We start from the raw sequence: 17,620 nt of genomic DNA, 5'->3' as shown, positions 1-17,620 counted from the left end.
ACGGGGATTTTTAGTTAGGCGGGTCCGCCGGTGAACACCTCAAAGCGACATCTTTAGGATCGTGGCAACGATCCATTGGGTAACGATGGTCGTTCAAGTTAACGATGAACAGAAGTTCATCAAAAAGGAGAGGAGTTCAACATGGCACTGTCAGGAATGGACATCTACAAACTATTGCCCAAGACCAATTGTCGGGAGTGCGGACTGGCCACTTGTATCGCTTTCGCCATGAGTCTGGCGGCGGACAAAATCGAGCTTTCCGCCTGTCCGTATGTTTCGGATGCGGTTAAAGAAAAGCTGGCTCAGGCCGAGGCACCGCCGATCAGGCCGGTTACCATTGGCAGGGGTGACTTGGCTTTTAAAATCGGCGGCGAGTCCGTCATGTTCCGGCATGACAAGCGGTTCAACAATCCGACCGGTCTGGCCATGCGAATAGCTGACACCATGGCCGACGCTGACGTAAAGGACCGGCTGAAGCGGTTTGGTGAACTTCGTTATCAGCGTATGGGGTGCCTTTTGGGCGCGGACTTGCTGGCTATCGATGGCCAATCCAAGGATCCTGATAAATTCGTCGCGCTGATTGAAAAAATTACCCGGTGTAGTGATGCCAGGCTGATTCTGATGAGCGATGATCCCGTGGTCATGGCCGCCGGTCTGGCCTGCTGCGCCGAATCGAAACCCCTGATCTATGCGGCAACAGCGGACAATGCCGAATCCATGGCCGAGCTGGCCGTCAAACACGCCTGTCCACTGGTCGCGAAGGCCAAAGGGCTTGCCGAACTGGGCGAGCTATCCGGGCGGCTAACGGATGCCGGTGTGAAAGAGATCGTTATGGATCCCGGCGTACGGACACTTAAAGAGGCGTTCGCCGACCAGATCCACATCCGCCGTGCGGCCATCCATCAAGCCATCGGTACCTTGAGTTATCCGACCATCACCTTTCCCTGTGAGATGACCAACGACCTATCCATGGAAACGCTGATCGCAGCTACATTTATCGCCAAATACGCCGGTATCGTGGTGCTTTCCGATCTTCAGGGAGAAAGTCTTTATCCGCTGCTCATGGAGCGCATGGCGCTTTTCAGTGATCCCCAGGAGCCGATGATGACCCCCGAGGGCGTATACGCAATCGGTGAGCCGGATCGTCATGCACCGCTAATCCTTGCATCGTCCTGGGCCTTGACCTATTACAATCTCTCCCTGGCGGCGGAGGTCTCGCGTATACCGGTTTTTCTCTGCTTCGAGCGGATCACCGAGCCGGATGTCATGTGTTGGTGCCACCATTGTCTACACAGCACCCACAAGGGAAAATTCGTTGCCGAAAACACGGTCCGGTTCGTCAAGAAATGCAAGCTGGAGGAACGGGTGGACCATCGAACACTGGTGATTTCCGCCCGCAACGCCGAGTTCAAGGCCCAACTGGAAAACGCCCTGCCGGAGTGGGAGATCGTCGTCGGTCCTGGTGAAGCCGTCCACCTTTCGGGCTTTTTGCCGGAACTGGCCGAGGAGTTGAGGGAAAGGAAAATCGCCTGAAAAAGTTGAAAAGGCATCGTCACTTTCAATTGGCGGTCGTCTAAAGAATGGGGCAACGATACGGCTGTTTAAAAACGAATACGAGAGAATGATAAGGTATTTTGATGAATAGAGCGGATTGCGGAAAAGGATGCGCTGCCGGAACGTTTAACAGGATTATCGGTTACGTTACGCTGATTGTTTTTTTCTCTATCCTTATTTCAACAAGCTGTGTTGACGGCTGGGCGGCCGATCGTTTGCCCGTCCAGCATGCCGGCTTGTTCAGGATGGGCCACCTTGAAGACGGTTTTAGAAAAGTGACCGACGGCGCGGGGCGATCATTGCTCCTGGCGCCCAGGGGAAAGCCAATCCCGTCTGCCTACCGGAATTTGCCCACAATCACGATTCCCGTCAACCGCGTGGCATTGGAGTCGGCTGTTTACGCTGCGTTGTTAAGGCCCCTGGATGTATTGGAGAGTATTGTTGGCGTTGGTGTGCGGATGGACATTTGTTATATGGACGACCTGAAAAAGAAGATTGCCAAAGGAGAAGTCATAAAATTAGGTTGTGATGGCCCCATGGACTACGAGCGATTGAAAGTGCTCAGCCCGGACGTTTTCTTTGCCGGTAATTGGAATAAAAAGCTGATTCACAAGCTCGATGAATTGAATATTCCCGTTGCCATTATCGATTGTTTCGAAGAGGCCCATCCGCTGGGACGTTTGGAATGGATCAAGTTTGTCGCTGCTTTTTATGACCGGGAAGACGATGCCCAACAGGTGTTTAATCGTGCCGCAAAAAAAATTGCCGCCGTATCTGCACGATGTGCGGCGGCCCATACCCATCCCCGGGTCATGGCCGGTGGGGTATTCGATGGCAAGGTCCATGTACCGAGTGCGAAATCAGTGACAGCCAACATGATTGCTATCGGTGGGGGAGACTATATTTTTCAGGACCTGGACCTTAAAGGCTATATGGGCGGGTACGGCAATATTACGCTGGAGGAATTCTATGTGCGGGCCAAACATGCCAATGTCTATATACTGGAAACCTCTCCAGCCTACGGCATCTCCTCCATAGAAACCTTGGTTACCCGAGACGACATGCTGGCTGACATCAAGTCGGTAAGAGATGGCAATGTCTGGTGCTCCATGCCATGGTATTGGGAATCCATAGACAAAACCGATGAGATCATCGCGGATTTGGCCGCTATTTTTCATCCCAAATTGTTCCCTGGTCATCGGCCAAGGCATTTTTTCAAGCTTCCGGAGAAGTGATTGGGGGATAATTTTTAATACCAACAGCCGCGCTTTGCACTTAACCTGTGAAAAAGATGAGAGAGGAAAACAGGATGGACAATCAACGGACTTATCCCGTTTTGGGGTTTTGGGCGGTCGTCTTGGTGCTGTTGGTTGCGTTTGGCTGCGCGCCTGCTGAACGTCATGACCCCTCTGATTTCGATGATATCGCTTATGGTCAGGCGACCATCAATGATACTGAGAAAATACGTCTCTGGTCTTTTTGAGGATTATCCGTTTCCCAAAATCCATGAATGGCATGGCCTCAAATGCAGGCTAACCGCATTTATAATATTCCATGCCGACTCACATGATAGTAAAAATAGGCTAAAAATTAATCTGGTTGTAACAAACAAAAATAATTGCAAATATGCAGTTGATCGGGTCGTAGGGGCAGGCCCCTGTACCTGCCCTGGCTTTGAAGTCGGGTCATCATCAAAAAATAGAAAAGAAATTCCAAATGCGGTTACCCTGGCCTCAAATGGGAATGATATTGACAATTTACAGCAAACCGTTGTCGAAGTGTTGAATGACGTGCCCGGTGTTGTCATCAACACCTACGGCCCCCCCGGCGGTGCAGACTATTTCTATATCCGCGGCGCCGGAAATGGCCAAACCATTGTCATGATCGACGGTGTTCGGGTGCAGGATCCCAGCTCGACGACCAACGCGCTTTCCATTGCCAATCTGCGGACGGACAATATCGAGCGCATAGAAGTGGTTCGCGTCGCCAAGAGCGTCTTGTACGGTTCCAGCGCCATGGGTGGTGTCGTCAACATCATTACCAAAAGATGGGAAGGAAAACCCAAACTGTCAGCCGGATTCGAGGGCGGCTCGTACAGCACCTTCAAAGAGAACGCAGCGCTGAGCGGGGGCACCAATCGAATCGATTATAGCCTTCAGGCGACGCGTACGGACACTGGCGGCCTATCCAGGGCGGACAGCCCGGATCCGCAGGAAATTGACTACTACGACAACACCACCATCGCAGGAAATTTAAACGGCCGGATCACCGATCGGACAGAGGCCGGCATTACCGCCTACTATGTCCATTCGAATATGGATTACGATGAATCACCCGACCCGGATACCGGTCAGGGCAGGGACGCCTATCCTGCTTTGTATAGCGATATGCTCCTGTTGACCGCGCACCTGGATCAGGAAGTGACCGACTGGTGGAATACCTCCGTGAAAGTCGGCAACACCGACGCAGATCGGGACTATTTCACAGAAGCCCCGGAAATAAAGGAGTTCTTGTACAGTTATACCGGCAACACGAAGACTGCTTCATGGCAGAACGATTTTTTCTTGGGTGACACGGATACGCTGACGGCAGGCTTTGACTATCTGCATGAGACCGGCTCGTATGAGCAGGGTACGTCGGCGGTTCTCAACGATATACAGGCCCGCACAAAGAGCCTCTTCATCCATAACCTTTGGATGCCGCTGGAAAATGTGAATATCTCCGTCGGATTGCGCTACGACGATCACCAGAACTTCGGCTCGCATACGACCTACCGGGCCGGGGCCGCCTACCTCTTCGAGACCCTGGGAACGAAGATCCGGGGCAGCTACGGCACGGGGTTCCGCGCCCCCAGCGTCCTGCAACTCTATTATCCCGTATACGGAAATCAGGATTTGCAACCGGAAGAGAGCGAGGGGGTTGACATCGGTATCGATCAGAACCTTTTCAATGACATGCTGACCCTGTCGGTCACATATTTCCACAACGATATTGAAGACATGATCGGTACGGACAATGTTGGCGGGGTGACGCGGTTTTATAATGTCGCCTCCGTTAAAACGACAGGGGTAGAGACGACTTTGAGCTGGCGTCCGCACCGTCAGGTGACCCTCAACCTTCATTACACATACCAGGACTCAGAAGACGAGTCCATCCAGCAGCAAAGAACGCACATCCCCTATCACACCGGAGGTGGATCGATCAATTACAGCCCCACCGACAAATTCAACTGGAACGTGTCCGCACAGTACATGGGGGAACGGTACGCAGCGAAACTGGGGGACCGGTATCCGATCGTGTCGGAGCAGTTGGTGCTGGGCACAGCCGCTTCTTATGACGTAACGAAATGGCTCGAGCTGACCGCCCGAATCAGTAATTTAACCGACTTGTCCTATCAATCCATGTATGGGTACACGGCGCCGGGAATTGGTTTTTACGGCGGCTTTAATCTAACATTTTAAGGTTAAATTGCCCAGATTTACGTATATGGCCTGGACCGCACCACGGAATTTGTGAGCAGCGCCGATCTGAAGTTGATGGAAAAAATCGAAAGGAGATTGTGAATGCGAAACCAGTTCTATTTTAAAAGATGATGGATCCTATTACACTGACCTGGAGGCGGATTACATCGTAAGAGAACACGACCAGATCGTTCCGAAATCTTTTCTCACCTATAAATTAGATGACTTGGCCAGAATCCTGAGGGACACAAGGGTTTCTTTGGGGATAAGCAAGATCTGGTCGCCCCGGCAGATGGGGGTGCTTTACAAGAGGGGGGCCCTGGTCGAATCCGAGCCGGAGGAAGGCATTGGTTATGACTTGATCTTTAACCGCAGGTTGTGGGGTGACATTGTTTTGAGGATGGATTTTTATTATTATGATTTCGATAATTATGTGGTTTGGGCGCATAGCGAAACGGATTATGCTCAAGAAGGGGATTGGAGTCAAAGGCCGCGTAACCTTGATAATGTAGAGAAGAAAGGTGTTGAAGTTAATCTTAGCGGTACTATCTGGCGAGCTTTTTCCTTTAATGTGGGCTATGTTTACCAGGATTGGGATTATGACGGCCCATACCCTTCGGCCATCGAAGAATTAAGCGACAGGGCCAAACATCGTGTTAACGCGGGCCTTCGCTACAGGATTTTCAAAAACACCCTATTCATGGTGGATTATTCATATCAGTCGGAGCAGACAGCCTACATCAATGAAGAGGACCCGCCTCTATCTGGTGATTTTATAGCCTACGAAAATGATATGGACAGCTTTAATGTGTTTGATATGGCGATCGAGCAGATACTGATACGTAAAAGCACCTATTTTCATGACCTTAAATTAAAAGTCTATTCAAAAAATGTTTTTGATGAAGAATATGAAGACGAACGGGGATATCCCATGACGGATGTCACGTTTGGCTGTAGTATATCATGTTCATTTTAGTCCTTATTGTTTTTATCGGGAGTTATGCCGCAGGGACCAAACTCGATGTCACGGGCTTGCCCGTCGCGTTTTATAGCGGCTATCTGGAGAAAGATCCGTTGGGACAGCTGGAATGGATAAAATTTGTGGCCGCCTTTTAAAATAAGGAACAGGCCGCCCAAGCTTACATCGATCGGATCAAACACAAGCTCGACACCATCAGGCGTAAAACCGCCACGGTGCGGACGGTTCCCGAGGTACTGTAGGCCTATGTTTATGATGGAACCACCTCGGCGGCCGGCGGCGATTCGTATGTCTGTCGTATGATCAGCATGGCCGGTGGGGATTTTGTCTTCAAGAACCTGAGCGTGACCGGCAGTATGCCGATTACCTCCCAGCACAGCGCCCTGGCCGAGTTCAAGGCTGTCCGGGCCGGTGCGGTCTGGTGCTTTCAGCCCTGGTGGTGGCAGGCCCTGGACCGGAGCGATGAGATTGTGGCGGACCTGGCGGCGATTCTTCACCCAGAGCTGTTCCCGGGACATGTGCTTAACCTTTTTTTTAAACTATCGCCATGAAAAGAAGCAAACCGCGTTATTTTCGCAAGCTTCCAAGGAAGGACGGTTAACCGATATGAAGCCTAACCATTGTAACAGGACACGTCACCATCATCTTTGTTTCAGCCACTGGGCCGATTTTTTCAAAGCCGTGTTTTTCTCCATCGTTTGGTTGATGGCATCCTGCATGGCCTGTTTCGGGCAGCAGCGATTCGAGGGGCCGGTTCGTTTCGCGGTCATCGGCGATCGGACCGGTGGCCATTCACCCGGCATTTATGGGGAGATAATTACCGAGATCGAACGGTTAAAGCCGGATTTCACCATGACCGTGGGGGACATGATCGAAGGGTATACCGACGATGTGGAGCAAATCCAGGCTCAATGGAGAGAATACCTCACCCTTATCGAACCCTTGAGCGCGCCGATCCATCATACGCCCGGAAACCATGACATCTGGGGCGCGGACAATGAGGCGCCTTATCGGCTGTACGAAAAACGCATCGGCCCGGCAAACTATACTTTCCACTATCGCGGGGTTTATATCGTGGTGATGGAAAACAGCCGCTGGGAAAGCAGCGAAGAACTGACGCCAGAAAAAATCAAGTGGCTTGAAAAGGTCCTGAAAGAAGGAGAGGATGCCTCCTATACACTGGTCTTTACCCATAAGCCATTCTGGTTCGAGTCAATCGCCGCCGGAAAACCCGACCGGTTGCACACGCTTTTTAAGCGCTACGGTGTGGATGCCGTATTCACCGGCCATTATCATCTGTATTTTTCAGGCCGGTACGATGGCATTGTCTATACCAGCATGGGCAGTTCCGGTGGCTCGTCCTATTCCCGGCTGACCGACTTCAAATATCATTTTGCCTGGGTGACGATCGATCGTGAGGGCATCCATATCGCCCCGATCAAAAAAGATTCGGTGTTGCCGCACGATGTGCTGACCGCCCGGAATTTAACAGTGGTCAAAACGATCGAATCAGATGCATTTCAACTGAAATCTCCCATTGAAATTGGGGATCGCCTGAAAATTAATCCAACCCCATGGTCGTTCGCCATCAAAAATCCCCATTCGACATTGGCTGTGGATGCCGAGATGCAGTGGGAGATTCCCGACGGGTGGACCCTGAAACCGTCTTCGATACCGGTTAAACTGAAGCCGGGCGAAACCGGATCCATCAGCGTAACGGCAAGCTGTAAAGGCCCGCTGTATCCGGTCCCCCGCTTCACGCTGGATATGCCATATGCGCCTGGAAAGACATATGAACTGGGGCGCGGGGTTTATCTCAAGCGGCGGGCGGTATGCCCACGAGTCGAATCCAATGTTGAGATTGACGGTGTGGTCGATGAAAAAGCGATTCGTAAATATGGGGAAACCGTTTTTTTTAACCCAAAGGGCAAGCCGGCGTCCATGGCGGATGATTTTACCGTTTATCTTGCTTATGATGAAGATAACCTTTATATCTCGGCCGTTTGCCATGAAAGCCAGCCAGACAAAAGACTGTCGCAGAAAAGAGAACGAGACGGTGCCGTACACAAAGACGACCATATCGGCATTCTTCTGGCGCCTCCCGAACAAGACGCCAAAGCATATCGCGCTTATCGGATCATTGTGAATCCGGACGGGGCCATCAGGGATCTGAAATTGATCGATACCGGCGGCCATGACCGAGTATATGAGACGGACTGGAACCTGGATTGCCAGGTCGCCACCCAACAAACGGACCAATCCTGGTCAGTGGAGATCCGGATGCCAGTGGCCCAGTTTGGTGTGAAGCAGGTAAAACCCAAAGATCGCTGGGCAGTCAATTTTCGCCGCAAACAGCCTGCCGCTGATCGCGAGGCGGAATGGATGGCACCTTTTATCGGTGGTCGAGATTATCTGGGTATTTTGAACATGGAGTAGTCGAGTGGGAACTAAGGGCTCGCGCAAAAATAACTTCACATTTTCAGCGCCCATCCATCCCGCTCAGCGGCGTTGCGAAAACACGGAATATGCCTGATATTCCTTTGTCTTCGAGCCTTGCTGAGCGGGCGCCTGAACACTGACAATTTGTGAATTTATTTTTGCGCGAACCCTAAGCGGCACCAGGCTTCTTGGAAGAAACACAGTCCAATTCATGACAAGCAAGATGGTGGAATTATTTCTTGCCTGCGCCCTTACTCCGGATCTGCATATGGGTTTGGTTTTGGTGTCGCTGTTCGTTTACATAAAGGAATTTCAGCATTGCCAGGAGCTGTCGGTGATTATCAAAGGAAGGGTTGGGCCGGCACTTCCTTTTTTTTTAGTCCCAAAGAAAAATTATTTACCGTCTTTATGATTCAAGAGACTTCACAGTTACATGTGCAGAACATCACTACTTCTCAAACAGGCTTTAAGAGCGGGCCATGCCCGCGAAGAACAGAAAAGCTAATCCATCGGTCGTCGATCCAAAGGGCTTTGAACCGCTTTGGGACCCTTGTTGAGCACATGAGTATAAATCATGGTTGTCGAAACGTCTTTGTGCCCTAACAGCTCCTGCACGGTTCGAATGTCGTAGCCGTCTTCCAGCAGGTGGGTGGCGAAACTATGGCGAAAGCTGTGACTACTGATGTTTTTATTGATGCCGGCGATGCCGGCAGCCTTTTTGATAGCGCTGTTCAGCGAAGCCAGATGAAGATGGTGACGACGCTTGATACCGCTGCGCGGGTCCACAGACAGGGTCTTTGAAGGGAAAACGTATTGCCACCCCCAGTGTTTGTCGGCATTTTTGTACTTTCTCGCCAAGGCACCGGGCAAATACACCGCGCCGAAACCGTTCTTCAGATCGTTCTCATGCAAGCGCTTCACGTATTTCAAGTGCTCGCGGATTCCGGCCTTGACATTGTCCGGGAACATGGTCACGCGATCCTTTTGCCCCTTGCCGTCCCTTACCATGATTTGATTGAGACCGAAATCGAGGTCATTGACCCTTAATCGTACAGCTTCGATCCCACGCAATCCGCAGCCATATAAAATTTTAGCCACAAGCTGGAATACACCGCTCATAGCATCGATCAGGCCGATCGCCTCATCGAAGGATAGAACGGTAGGGCGACGTAAAGGCCGCTTGGCACGCAGGGCATTGATCTCTCCCAAAATGTCCATGTTGAGGACGTTTTTATAAAGGAACAACAGTGCACAAAAGGCCTGATTCTGAGTAGAAGCGGCCACCTTGCCACGCACGGCCAAATCGCTGAGGAAAGCCTCCACTTCGGCTGTCCCCATCTCTTTCGGGTGCCGTTTCCCATGAAATAAAATGAACCGCCGAATCCACCTGACATAGGACTCTTCGGTCCTGATCGAATAATGCCTGACCCGGATTTTTTCCCTTACTTGGTCCAGAAGTTTCGGTTTTTGTTTCATTTTCATTTTTCACCCGCTGATTTTTAAAGTACATCCAAGAAAAATTGAATGTACTGATCTCAAATTTTTATGATATACTTATTATTCAATTTTGCACGAATGTATCCCCAATGGTACATCCCATTAAAATTCTCTGTTTATGATTTATTTCTCAGATAGCTTTATACTGCTTATAAAATATCGTGAAGGATTCAGGTGTTAAGTTGCCCGCGCCGCCAGAGGCGTCACGAACAACTCAATAGAGCAGAAATTTTTTTCGAATATCATGAGTCTCCATGCGTTCGCACATGATTTTGCAAAAAAAATCCCGCTCATCTCGCGGACGTTCGGTGGCGGATACCAAGGACATATTTTAATGATTTATGACGATTTTTTAGATAGGTTAAGAATATGAAGCTGCATCGCAAGCAATTGATGATATTCAAATGGCTTTAGATAATGCAAACGTAGATATAAATAATCGAAAGATCATTTGGTCTGACGGTGAGAGACTCAGTATTGACCAAAGCTTATTAAAAATAAGTTCAATTAGCAAAGCTGATATTAAAATTCTAAAATATCATATTGTTCTTTGGCTAGAAATGGATTTTGTTCCTGAGGATTTAAACGAAAAAGAGATGGAAATTTTTGAAAAACAAATAGCCCAGTGGATAAATGATTATAAAGCTGGTATTGAATAATTGTAGCCAACTCCACCGAACAAGGCTTTTGCAGCGGAGTTCGAATTCATCAATATTTTTCATTAAGATTGACATGGTATACCCAATAGGTATATTTTATATACCATGAACTTTGAATTTGACCCAAAAAAATCGGAAAACAATAAAATTAAGCACGGGATTGATTTTGTTGAGGCCCAAGAGCTATGGAATGATATTGATTTATTAGAAATTCCGGCTAAAACAACCGATGAAGCAAGATTTTTGGTGATTGGAAAGATAGATGAAAAACACTGGACTGGGATTATTACATATCGAAATGATAACATACGTATTATTTCAGTGCGGCGTGCTAGAAATGAGGAGATAGAGCTTTATGAAAGCTAAAGAATTAGACAAAAAATTTGATGAGGGGAAAAGTATCATAGAACATCTGGATCTCTCAAAAGCAAGACGGCCAAACCAGGAGCAAAAACGGGTTAATGTCGATTTCCCTCTTTGGATGATTCGGTCATTAGATAAAGAAGCCAAACGTCTCGGTGTTCCTCGGCAGTCGATTATTAAAATTTGGCTTGCTGAAAGATTAAACAAATCCACTGCCGCATAGTATTCGAACCTGCCGTTTCACCTTGACCGGGAACCCAAAGCGGCGATTTTTCCAATCGCTATTCAGCCTTCAACCTTTCCTTAAACCATATCCGCATTGGGTTCCCGGCAAGTGAACTTTTATTTCGGCCACCAAAGTTCACTTTATGTGAGGTTTAATAAAATTATGGGTAAAATATCAAGAAACGCCCCATGCCCTTGTGGAAGTGGGAAAAAATATAAGAAATGCTGTCTGCAAAAAGATGAAACCAAATCAATCAGTCAACGAGCACCTTCACAAAAAACTGAAGAATCATCATTTCAAGATCTTGAGGAATTATATGCATATTGTGAGGCGTTAGATAATCTCTCCAACAGTGTAGTTGATCTTATTCATGAAGGAAAGTTAGACGATGCCGAACAGGCATGTATCGAACTGTTAAAAAATTATCCGGATAGTGTTGACGGCTTAGAACGTTATGCAATGGTTTACGAAGCTCGTGGTGATAGTGAAAAGGCTATAGAATATTACAAAAGAACTGCAGATTTCGCACGGTCAAAGGAAGGCTTCGATCCTGAATTTGTTAAGTGGGCGTTAGATAAAGTAAAACTATTGAGTGCCTAATCATTAAATCGGCTTTGCCGAACAAATCGTTTGAGAATCGACGCCCAAAAAACGCGCGCGTCTCGACTCAAACGTTCGGCATGTACCTCACCTAATTTCCACTGTTGGAGTTATTGACAACGGACATGGGTGTTGTTATTATCTCCAACATGAAAGCCGTTAAGCTCATTAGCACTCGTATTGTCTATTCTGAATCGGCATTTGCGGAGTTGGTATTGTGGCGACTTTCAAAACCGCTGAGTGGATCTTTGCAAGAATTCAAGTACAGGCTTGCGTACATAGTGCGTGGCGAATGTATTTTACGCTATGACAACGAGGCTGGGAAGGGTGATCATCGGCATTATGATGGAAAAGAAAGTGCCTATGTGTTCACGACTCCGGAACAGTTGGTTGCTGATTTCCAGCATGATATAGAGAGGTTGAAAAATGAAAACTGTAACTCTTGATGTACGAAAGCCTGCCGATTCGATGGCAGATTTTACAAAGGCATGGAAAACAGGAAAAGCCCAGAAGTCCGCACGCATCAGCTTTGCAACTCCGGAATTGCTTTGGAAAGTATTAACCGCAAAACGGTGGGAGTTGCTCAAGGTTCTCTGCGGAGCTGGTCCTGTATCAATTCGCGAAACAGCGAGACGTGTTGGGCGTGATGTAAAGGCCGTTCACGGTGATGTTACTGCACTTCTAAACGCTGGAATACTCATTCGTACCGACGACAGGCGTATTGTCTTTCCATTCGAAGCTGTTAAAGTCGAATTTCTGTTGCATGCAGCATAGCCAAACCCAATAGTTGAGTGGGACCGGGAGGAACCGTTCTATAACATTCAAGATAATGTTTTTGGGCTGCGTTATCCGTCGTCGCAGTATGACAATATGGCTTCCTCCCTCTGGCCTTGCCAAAAATATTATCTTAAACCTAAAGTAGGCGATTCTGTTTTTTAACAGCCGTATCTCAAGAAGAAACCTGGCAGAAAAGTGAGAACAAGCAATTTCCGGGCTTAAATTCTCACGGGAACCGTTGACGGACTCAAAGCATATGATCATATGCTTTTTATTCCAGATTTCGCACGCACCTCACCATCAGTTTTGCTATGCCGTTCTGCCTTGTTTAACAGTTATGCGATAATCGGAACTTCTTCACACCGCCTGAACAACTCCGGTAAACGAAGGCTTTCCAAGTAGGCCTTGGATACTTTCAGGACTGTTTCTTTGCCGTGAAAGACAATCTTGCCGGCTATATCAATCAGGCGCCTGCGTACTGTAGAAGCATAGGAGCCAATCGGTAAAACCGGAGCGCTAACGTCCTCTTTAAAGGATTCAAGCAGAAAATGACCGACCAGCATTGTATAATACCAGGCAGCGTTGGGGGCAAATCGTTTGAAGGGCAATTGCTCGTGCCCAAAGTCCTTCAACGCCCGGTTGGCCAATTCGTCGCTGCCGCGTTCATGATAGCAGGCAACGAGCCCTTGGGTGGTCATGTAATCCATCGCCCCGGCCTTTTTCAGCATACCATCAATTGCCTCGCCCTGACCGATATTGGTGATAATGACGGTATCAGGACGGAACCCGGGAAGATAGAGTTGCTTGCTGTCGTCATGCATCAACCGGCAAAAGATCGCTCGGCGGAATTTATGCCAGTTGCCCTGTTTGCAACCGAACTCAACATATTGCCAGGCCTTTTTCTTACCGCATTCAAACCGCTTCCATTTGGACTTGTCCCAATTGTCTGCCATTTGTTTGATGTCTTTGTAGACTTTACCGCCACAGACGTAGCCGATGTGAAGCAATTCACAAAGCGCAAAGATTTTCTGGTCGAAAAACCCGCTGTCCATTCGGATAATGATTGGGACGTCACCCCGATACTCGAATCTGATTTTCAAGACCATGTGCTTGATCATATTCTGCACTGCATCACCATGATTGGAATGCTTGTTCCCACTTCGAAATACCGCATCAACGATGAAGCGCCCCCAATTCATCTGCAGCGGTTGGAAACCCTTTTTCTTTTTGTAGGTGGGTTTGACGCCATGCCGGCATTTTGCATCATCATTGTCCATGACCATCGTGTCGATGCCCAATTCGATGACATCGGGTTGCTTGATCCGCAAACGCCAGATAAAAAGGGTCTGCAGAAGACGCCGGAACAAAAATACCCGTGTCCAGGCAAATGCTTTGAAAAAACGCTTCATTTGATCCGAAGAAGCCATGTTTTCTATTGGCGTCTCGATGCTACCAGCATAACCTTCATCGTGAGAAATCTGATCGAAGTAGGTCAGTCGTCGACTGGTAGCGTCAACAAAGAAACAGAGCGCTTGCTTGAAAAGCTCTGTAATATTGAGGCCTTTTTTACTCTTCCGGATGGAACCGAACCAGCGATCCAACCAACTGAAAACTTGGATACCGTGCATATAGGCTACGAACAGGGACAATCCTGCCCTGCCGGTCAATCGGTCAGTGGTGGCTTCGATACGTCGGATTTTGAGTTCATTTTGCCGGTAGTTTTTGCTATGTCTACTCATAGAGTCCTCCACCTGTTGGGTGTGCTTTGGCTTGTTGTCAATTTGGTGATTTTTAACAAGCATTATAGCATGTTATCCAACTTTTGAGGACTCTTTTTTTCTGTAAATCGCCTACTTTAGGTTAAACACTATAGGCGAGGACGGCTTCAATCAAATCCGAGATACCTTCCTGGTTATGAACAGGCGAACGGGAGTATTGCACCACGATGACATGTCAATGATCTCTTTGGTTTCCAATCCTGCCCAGGCGAGCATTTGGACGATCGCGGCATTTGACCTTATCAATCGATGACTACTGCCGGTCAGATAATTTTTCAGATTCCAAATGAGCGGCAACAACGGTCCATTTCTATCATCGTCTATGCTAAAGGTCAGGCAAATAAAAAGGCCACCGATGTTCAAAGATGATGCGATTTTACGGGAAAATAGCCTGAAATCCACGTCATCGCCATCGAAGGCACACGCTTCAAAAACGATGTCATACCCCGTGCCAACGTCATCACACATAAAATCTCCAGCCATCGTTTGAACACGTTTGCTTAATCCGTATTTTTCAATATTGTCGCGTGTGCTATTAATAAAATAGGGTCTGTCAAATACAACTACCTTCAGGCTATGGTTTTCCAGGGCAAAAGCGATCGCGAAGCGGCCGTTTCCGCTGCCCAGGTCCATTAGTGTGCGGGCTTTTTGAAACTCCGGCATCGTTTTAATATGCCGCATGACATCATCATGATGAACGGCCATGCTGATCCGCTCCCGCCAATCCATATCGTCAACGGTAATTGAATGTGGTTCCGATTCGGGAAGTAATTTCGGTCCAGCATAAAGGAAATCTTTTAAATGACTTATGGATTCTCGAATCTGAATACAATGATTCAGATATCTTGCAAACCGAGGAGAATCCTTAGCTAAATAAGGCGCAACCGTTGATGCGGTACGGTATCCTTCCTTGGTCCGTTCCAACATCTTCATGCCGACCAGCACATTAAGCAGTTTATCGGTCAACTCTGTATGGATTCCAAGTTTGGCGGCCAGTTCGTCCGCGCGGGAAGGCCTTACCAATTCACTGAAGACGTCCAGCTCCAGAGCGGTTAAAAAGATTTGACCGGCTTCGAATCCGTCTGCCCACTCCCTCAGGAATGCAAGCAGGTTTTCCGCCGGAATTGCTACATCCGATTTTTTTCTCATCTGTGTTGGGGGTTTCATTTCTATTTTTATGGCGATTCAACGTTTTTTTGAATTCATTCAAATGCTACAAAAATATTTCGTCTGTCGAGGTGAGATTACCGAGGAACACAGTGAAGGGATAGATTGAATGGTGAAATAATGGTAAGGCATTAGCGGGTTTATATTGCCTGGTAGTCGCCAATAACCGGACAAACACAGTTTTAGTATTGGCTATGCATCCTATAAAACCCGCTTAATCCGTCCCATCACTGTACACCGCAGCTGGTCGGTAATCGGCAAGGCAGGTCTTCTGGCTTTCGGATCATCCTACTTTCTGCACCTTCCCGTCCGATTGGTTTTTGTGGACAGTGGTAGCAGCAGATTTCGTCCCCGATTACAGCGGCGGGACCACTCCCGATTCGCACGGGATTCTCTATTAAGCCTTTCGGCACCTTACTGAGAGTATTCAGTGCTTCAATTCTTTAGAATTGTCAAGCACAAGTTTTAAGAATATGCATTCATATAATGGTCCATCGAAAATTGCCTGTTAAGCCCAGGGTAACCGCATTTAACAATCAATATGAGGCTCCGAAGTCGCAGGCATGGCCAGCTCCTACAGCAAAAGACCGATAAATGGTGATATCATGGGCACCTGTAGGAGCGGTCCATGGCCGCGAAAAATATAAATCGATCCAAATGCGGTTACCCTGCTGTTAAGCCAGGATGGTATTGACAATGTTTGTGTGTTTTTCTAAAAATCTATTTTGAAATATCGTCAACAGGTGCTCCATCGGAGAGAATAGGGAATCCCGTGCAAATCGGGAGCGGACCCGCCGCTGTGACACTATCGATTTCAGGATTCACTGAAAGAGACTCTTTTTGACAACCCTCGCCACTATTCATTGCTGTTTGAATGGGAAGGCCGTCAAAAAGAGAGTTAAGCCAGAAGACCTGCCTGTGACGCCAGTTGTAAAAGAGCTCTCGTGATGTAGAGTAATTTATATTGTTGCCACGTAAACAGGGATAAAAACGGTATCCCCGCACCCGTATGGATGCGGGGATTTTTTTTGGGAGGAACGTCCAAATGAATCATTTGAAGGACCAGCACCCTTTGATGAAGGATCTTGGCCGGGAATATCGCCTGATGGAACGGCGCTTCATGGAATATCGGGTTTTCCTGTCCGCTGTCGAACTGAAGCTTTTTGACCAGCTTAGAAAGCCGATATCCGCCGCGAAGCTGGCCGAGCGCGCCGGAACGCATGCCGGCCTCACCCAAAAGTTGCTCGATGTACTCACCGCATCAGGCTTTGTGGTGAGCACTGCGGACGGCTATTGCAACACCGCGGAGACCACCGCTTTTTTAACCGAGGGCGGGGCCTATTTTTCTGCCGTGTCGGTTGATTATCTTAAGGGCAATTACGAACGGTTTGCCGGGTTAACCGATCAGATCATCCAGGGACCGCAAATGGTGAAGAAAAAAAAATACACCTTCAAACCCGATACGATCCGCATGATGGCCAATACCTGCCTGTTGGGTCGGCTTCAGGAAATCGTCGGTAGCGTGGCTGCGCTGCCCGGGTTTGACACTTTGCGTCGCTTGCTGGATATCGGCGGTGCTCACGGTCTGTTCGCCATTGCCCTGTGCCAGGAAAATCCTCACCTTTCAGCGGTGGTTTTCGACCAGCCCGGGGTGACTGATATGGCGAGCGAGTATATCATCACTTACGACATGCAAAAAAGAATCTCCACGGTGAACGGGGATCACGGGGTGGACCGGTTTGGCGACGGTTTCGATCTTGTTTTCGAATCTTTTACCTTTTTTGGCAATAAAACTCGATTGGCCGACTACTTTGCCCGCATCCACCATGCCCTTGCTCCAGGCGGCCTGTTGGTCAGTGTGCGCAGTGTGCTGGACGACAATCGTCAAGGCCCGGTGGCTGCGCTGCTGTGGGATCTGAAAAACGCCATGACCGGCGGTGAGGAAATGTATCACACCACATCTGAGTTGTTTTCGATTCTGGGCGAAGTCGGATTTTCCGGTATTCATTTTGCCGGCGACCCACAGCGATCGTCGGGGGATTATCAGATCATCGCGGCAGAGAAACCGTGATGAATCGATTGCTCGAAATGGCGGCGATTCTGCATCCGGAAATTTTTGG

Annotated in this window: 17 protein-coding genes and 2 riboswitches; of the genes, 14 read left to right on the top strand and 3 right to left on the bottom strand. The window is 48.4% G+C overall.

Translation table 11 applies throughout. The features are described 5' to 3' along the window. The first annotated feature begins 141 nt into the window (after positions 1-141). The 7 genes from acsC (at position 142) to Dvar_RS24455 (ending at position 8,430) form a co-directional block, all read left to right on the top strand. Positions 142-1,533 carry an acetyl-CoA decarbonylase/synthase complex subunit gamma gene (gene acsC / locus Dvar_RS24485; protein WP_419655745.1) on the top strand — a complete coding sequence of 464 codons (1,392 nt, stop codon included), beginning with the start codon at positions 142-144 and terminating at the stop codon, positions 1,531-1,533. Positions 1,534-1,637: 104 nt separating this feature from the next. Further along, entirely contained in the window at positions 1,638-2,789 is a 1,152-nt protein-coding gene (locus tag Dvar_RS24480; protein ID WP_419655744.1) for an ABC transporter substrate-binding protein, read from the top strand. A 74-nt stretch (positions 2,790-2,863) separates the two neighbouring features. Then, positions 2,864-3,037, top strand: coding sequence for a hypothetical protein (locus Dvar_RS24475; protein ID WP_419664246.1), 174 nt, complete (start codon positions 2,864-2,866; stop codon positions 3,035-3,037). After that, entirely contained in the window at positions 2,955-5,015 is a 2,061-nt protein-coding gene (locus tag Dvar_RS24470; protein WP_419655743.1) for a TonB-dependent receptor plug domain-containing protein, read from the top strand. Before Dvar_RS24475 ends, Dvar_RS24470 begins: the two co-directional genes overlap by 83 nt. A 118-nt stretch (positions 5,016-5,133) precedes the next feature. Then, positions 5,134-5,991 (top strand): TonB-dependent receptor domain-containing protein, encoded by an 858-nt coding sequence (locus Dvar_RS24465; RefSeq protein WP_419664154.1) that lies wholly within the window; start codon positions 5,134-5,136, stop codon positions 5,989-5,991. A 302-nt stretch (positions 5,992-6,293) separates the two neighbouring features. Continuing rightward, the gene (locus Dvar_RS24460) at positions 6,294-6,545 is read left to right on the top strand and encodes a hypothetical protein (RefSeq protein WP_419655742.1); all 252 of its coding nucleotides are present in this window, start codon (positions 6,294-6,296) and stop codon (positions 6,543-6,545) included. A gap of 55 nt (positions 6,546-6,600) precedes the next feature. Beyond that, on the top strand, positions 6,601-8,430 hold the full coding sequence (locus Dvar_RS24455; protein WP_419655741.1) for a metallophosphoesterase: 1,830 nt from the start codon (positions 6,601-6,603) through the stop codon (positions 8,428-8,430). A 504-nt stretch (positions 8,431-8,934) separates the two neighbouring features. Here the strand turns inward: Dvar_RS24455 and Dvar_RS24450 are convergent. Next, on the bottom strand, positions 8,935-9,909 hold the full coding sequence (locus Dvar_RS24450; protein WP_419655740.1) for an integron integrase: 975 nt from the start codon (positions 9,907-9,909) through the stop codon (positions 8,935-8,937). A 425-nt stretch (positions 9,910-10,334) separates the two neighbouring features. Here Dvar_RS24450 and Dvar_RS24445 point away from each other — a divergent pair, with 425 nt between their 5' ends. The 6 genes from Dvar_RS24445 to Dvar_RS24420 all read left to right on the top strand — a co-directional run bounded on the left by Dvar_RS24445 (position 10,335) and on the right by Dvar_RS24420 (position 12,552). Beyond that, on the top strand, positions 10,335-10,589 hold the full coding sequence (locus tag Dvar_RS24445) for a hypothetical protein (RefSeq protein ID WP_419655739.1): 255 nt from the start codon (positions 10,335-10,337) through the stop codon (positions 10,587-10,589). A gap of 105 nt (positions 10,590-10,694) precedes the next feature. Further along, complete coding sequence (locus Dvar_RS24440; RefSeq protein WP_419655738.1) at positions 10,695-10,955, top strand: BrnT family toxin; 261 nt, start codon at positions 10,695-10,697, stop codon at positions 10,953-10,955. Then, the gene (brnA, locus tag Dvar_RS24435) at positions 10,945-11,175 is read left to right on the top strand and encodes a type II toxin-antitoxin system BrnA family antitoxin (protein WP_419655737.1); all 231 of its coding nucleotides are present in this window, start codon (positions 10,945-10,947) and stop codon (positions 11,173-11,175) included. The genes Dvar_RS24440 and brnA overlap by 11 nt, the downstream gene beginning before the upstream one ends. Positions 11,176-11,340: 165 nt before the next feature. After that, positions 11,341-11,778, top strand: coding sequence for an SEC-C metal-binding domain-containing protein (locus Dvar_RS24430; protein WP_419655736.1), 438 nt, complete (start codon positions 11,341-11,343; stop codon positions 11,776-11,778). A 125-nt stretch (positions 11,779-11,903) separates the two neighbouring features. Next, positions 11,904-12,224 (top strand): toxin-antitoxin system TumE family protein, encoded by a 321-nt coding sequence (locus Dvar_RS24425; RefSeq protein WP_419655735.1) that lies wholly within the window; start codon positions 11,904-11,906, stop codon positions 12,222-12,224. After that, positions 12,205-12,552: a DNA-binding protein gene (locus Dvar_RS24420; protein ID WP_419655734.1), complete on the top strand. Its 348-nt coding sequence runs from the start codon at positions 12,205-12,207 to the stop codon at positions 12,550-12,552. The genes Dvar_RS24425 and Dvar_RS24420 overlap by 20 nt, the downstream gene beginning before the upstream one ends. Positions 12,553-12,890: 338 nt before the next feature. Here the strand turns inward: Dvar_RS24420 and Dvar_RS24415 are convergent, their stop codons facing one another. Continuing rightward, positions 12,891-14,294, bottom strand: coding sequence for an IS1380 family transposase (locus Dvar_RS24415; RefSeq protein WP_419655733.1), 1,404 nt, complete (start codon positions 14,292-14,294; stop codon positions 12,891-12,893). A gap of 150 nt (positions 14,295-14,444) precedes the next feature. Then, the gene (locus Dvar_RS24410) at positions 14,445-15,482 is read right to left on the bottom strand and encodes a methyltransferase (protein WP_419655732.1); all 1,038 of its coding nucleotides are present in this window, start codon (positions 15,480-15,482) and stop codon (positions 14,445-14,447) included. Positions 15,483-15,743: 261 nt separating this feature from the next. Beyond that, a riboswitch (cobalamin riboswitch) is annotated at positions 15,744-15,932 on the bottom strand. A 292-nt stretch (positions 15,933-16,224) separates the two neighbouring features. Next, positions 16,225-16,435: riboswitch (cobalamin riboswitch) on the top strand. A 110-nt stretch (positions 16,436-16,545) separates the two neighbouring features. Between Dvar_RS24410 and Dvar_RS24405 the strand changes: the two genes are divergently transcribed. Next, the gene (locus Dvar_RS24405; RefSeq protein ID WP_419655731.1) at positions 16,546-17,571 is read left to right on the top strand and encodes a methyltransferase; all 1,026 of its coding nucleotides are present in this window, start codon (positions 16,546-16,548) and stop codon (positions 17,569-17,571) included. Positions 17,572-17,620 lie beyond the last annotated feature (49 nt).

The organism is Desulfosarcina variabilis str. Montpellier (genome assembly GCF_048565275.1).
In the GTDB taxonomy this organism is placed as follows: domain Bacteria; phylum Desulfobacterota; class Desulfobacteria; order Desulfobacterales; family Desulfosarcinaceae; genus Desulfosarcina; species Desulfosarcina variabilis.
Note: the sequence above shows the minus strand (reverse complement) of the source record. Positions and strands in the feature narration are given on the sequence as shown.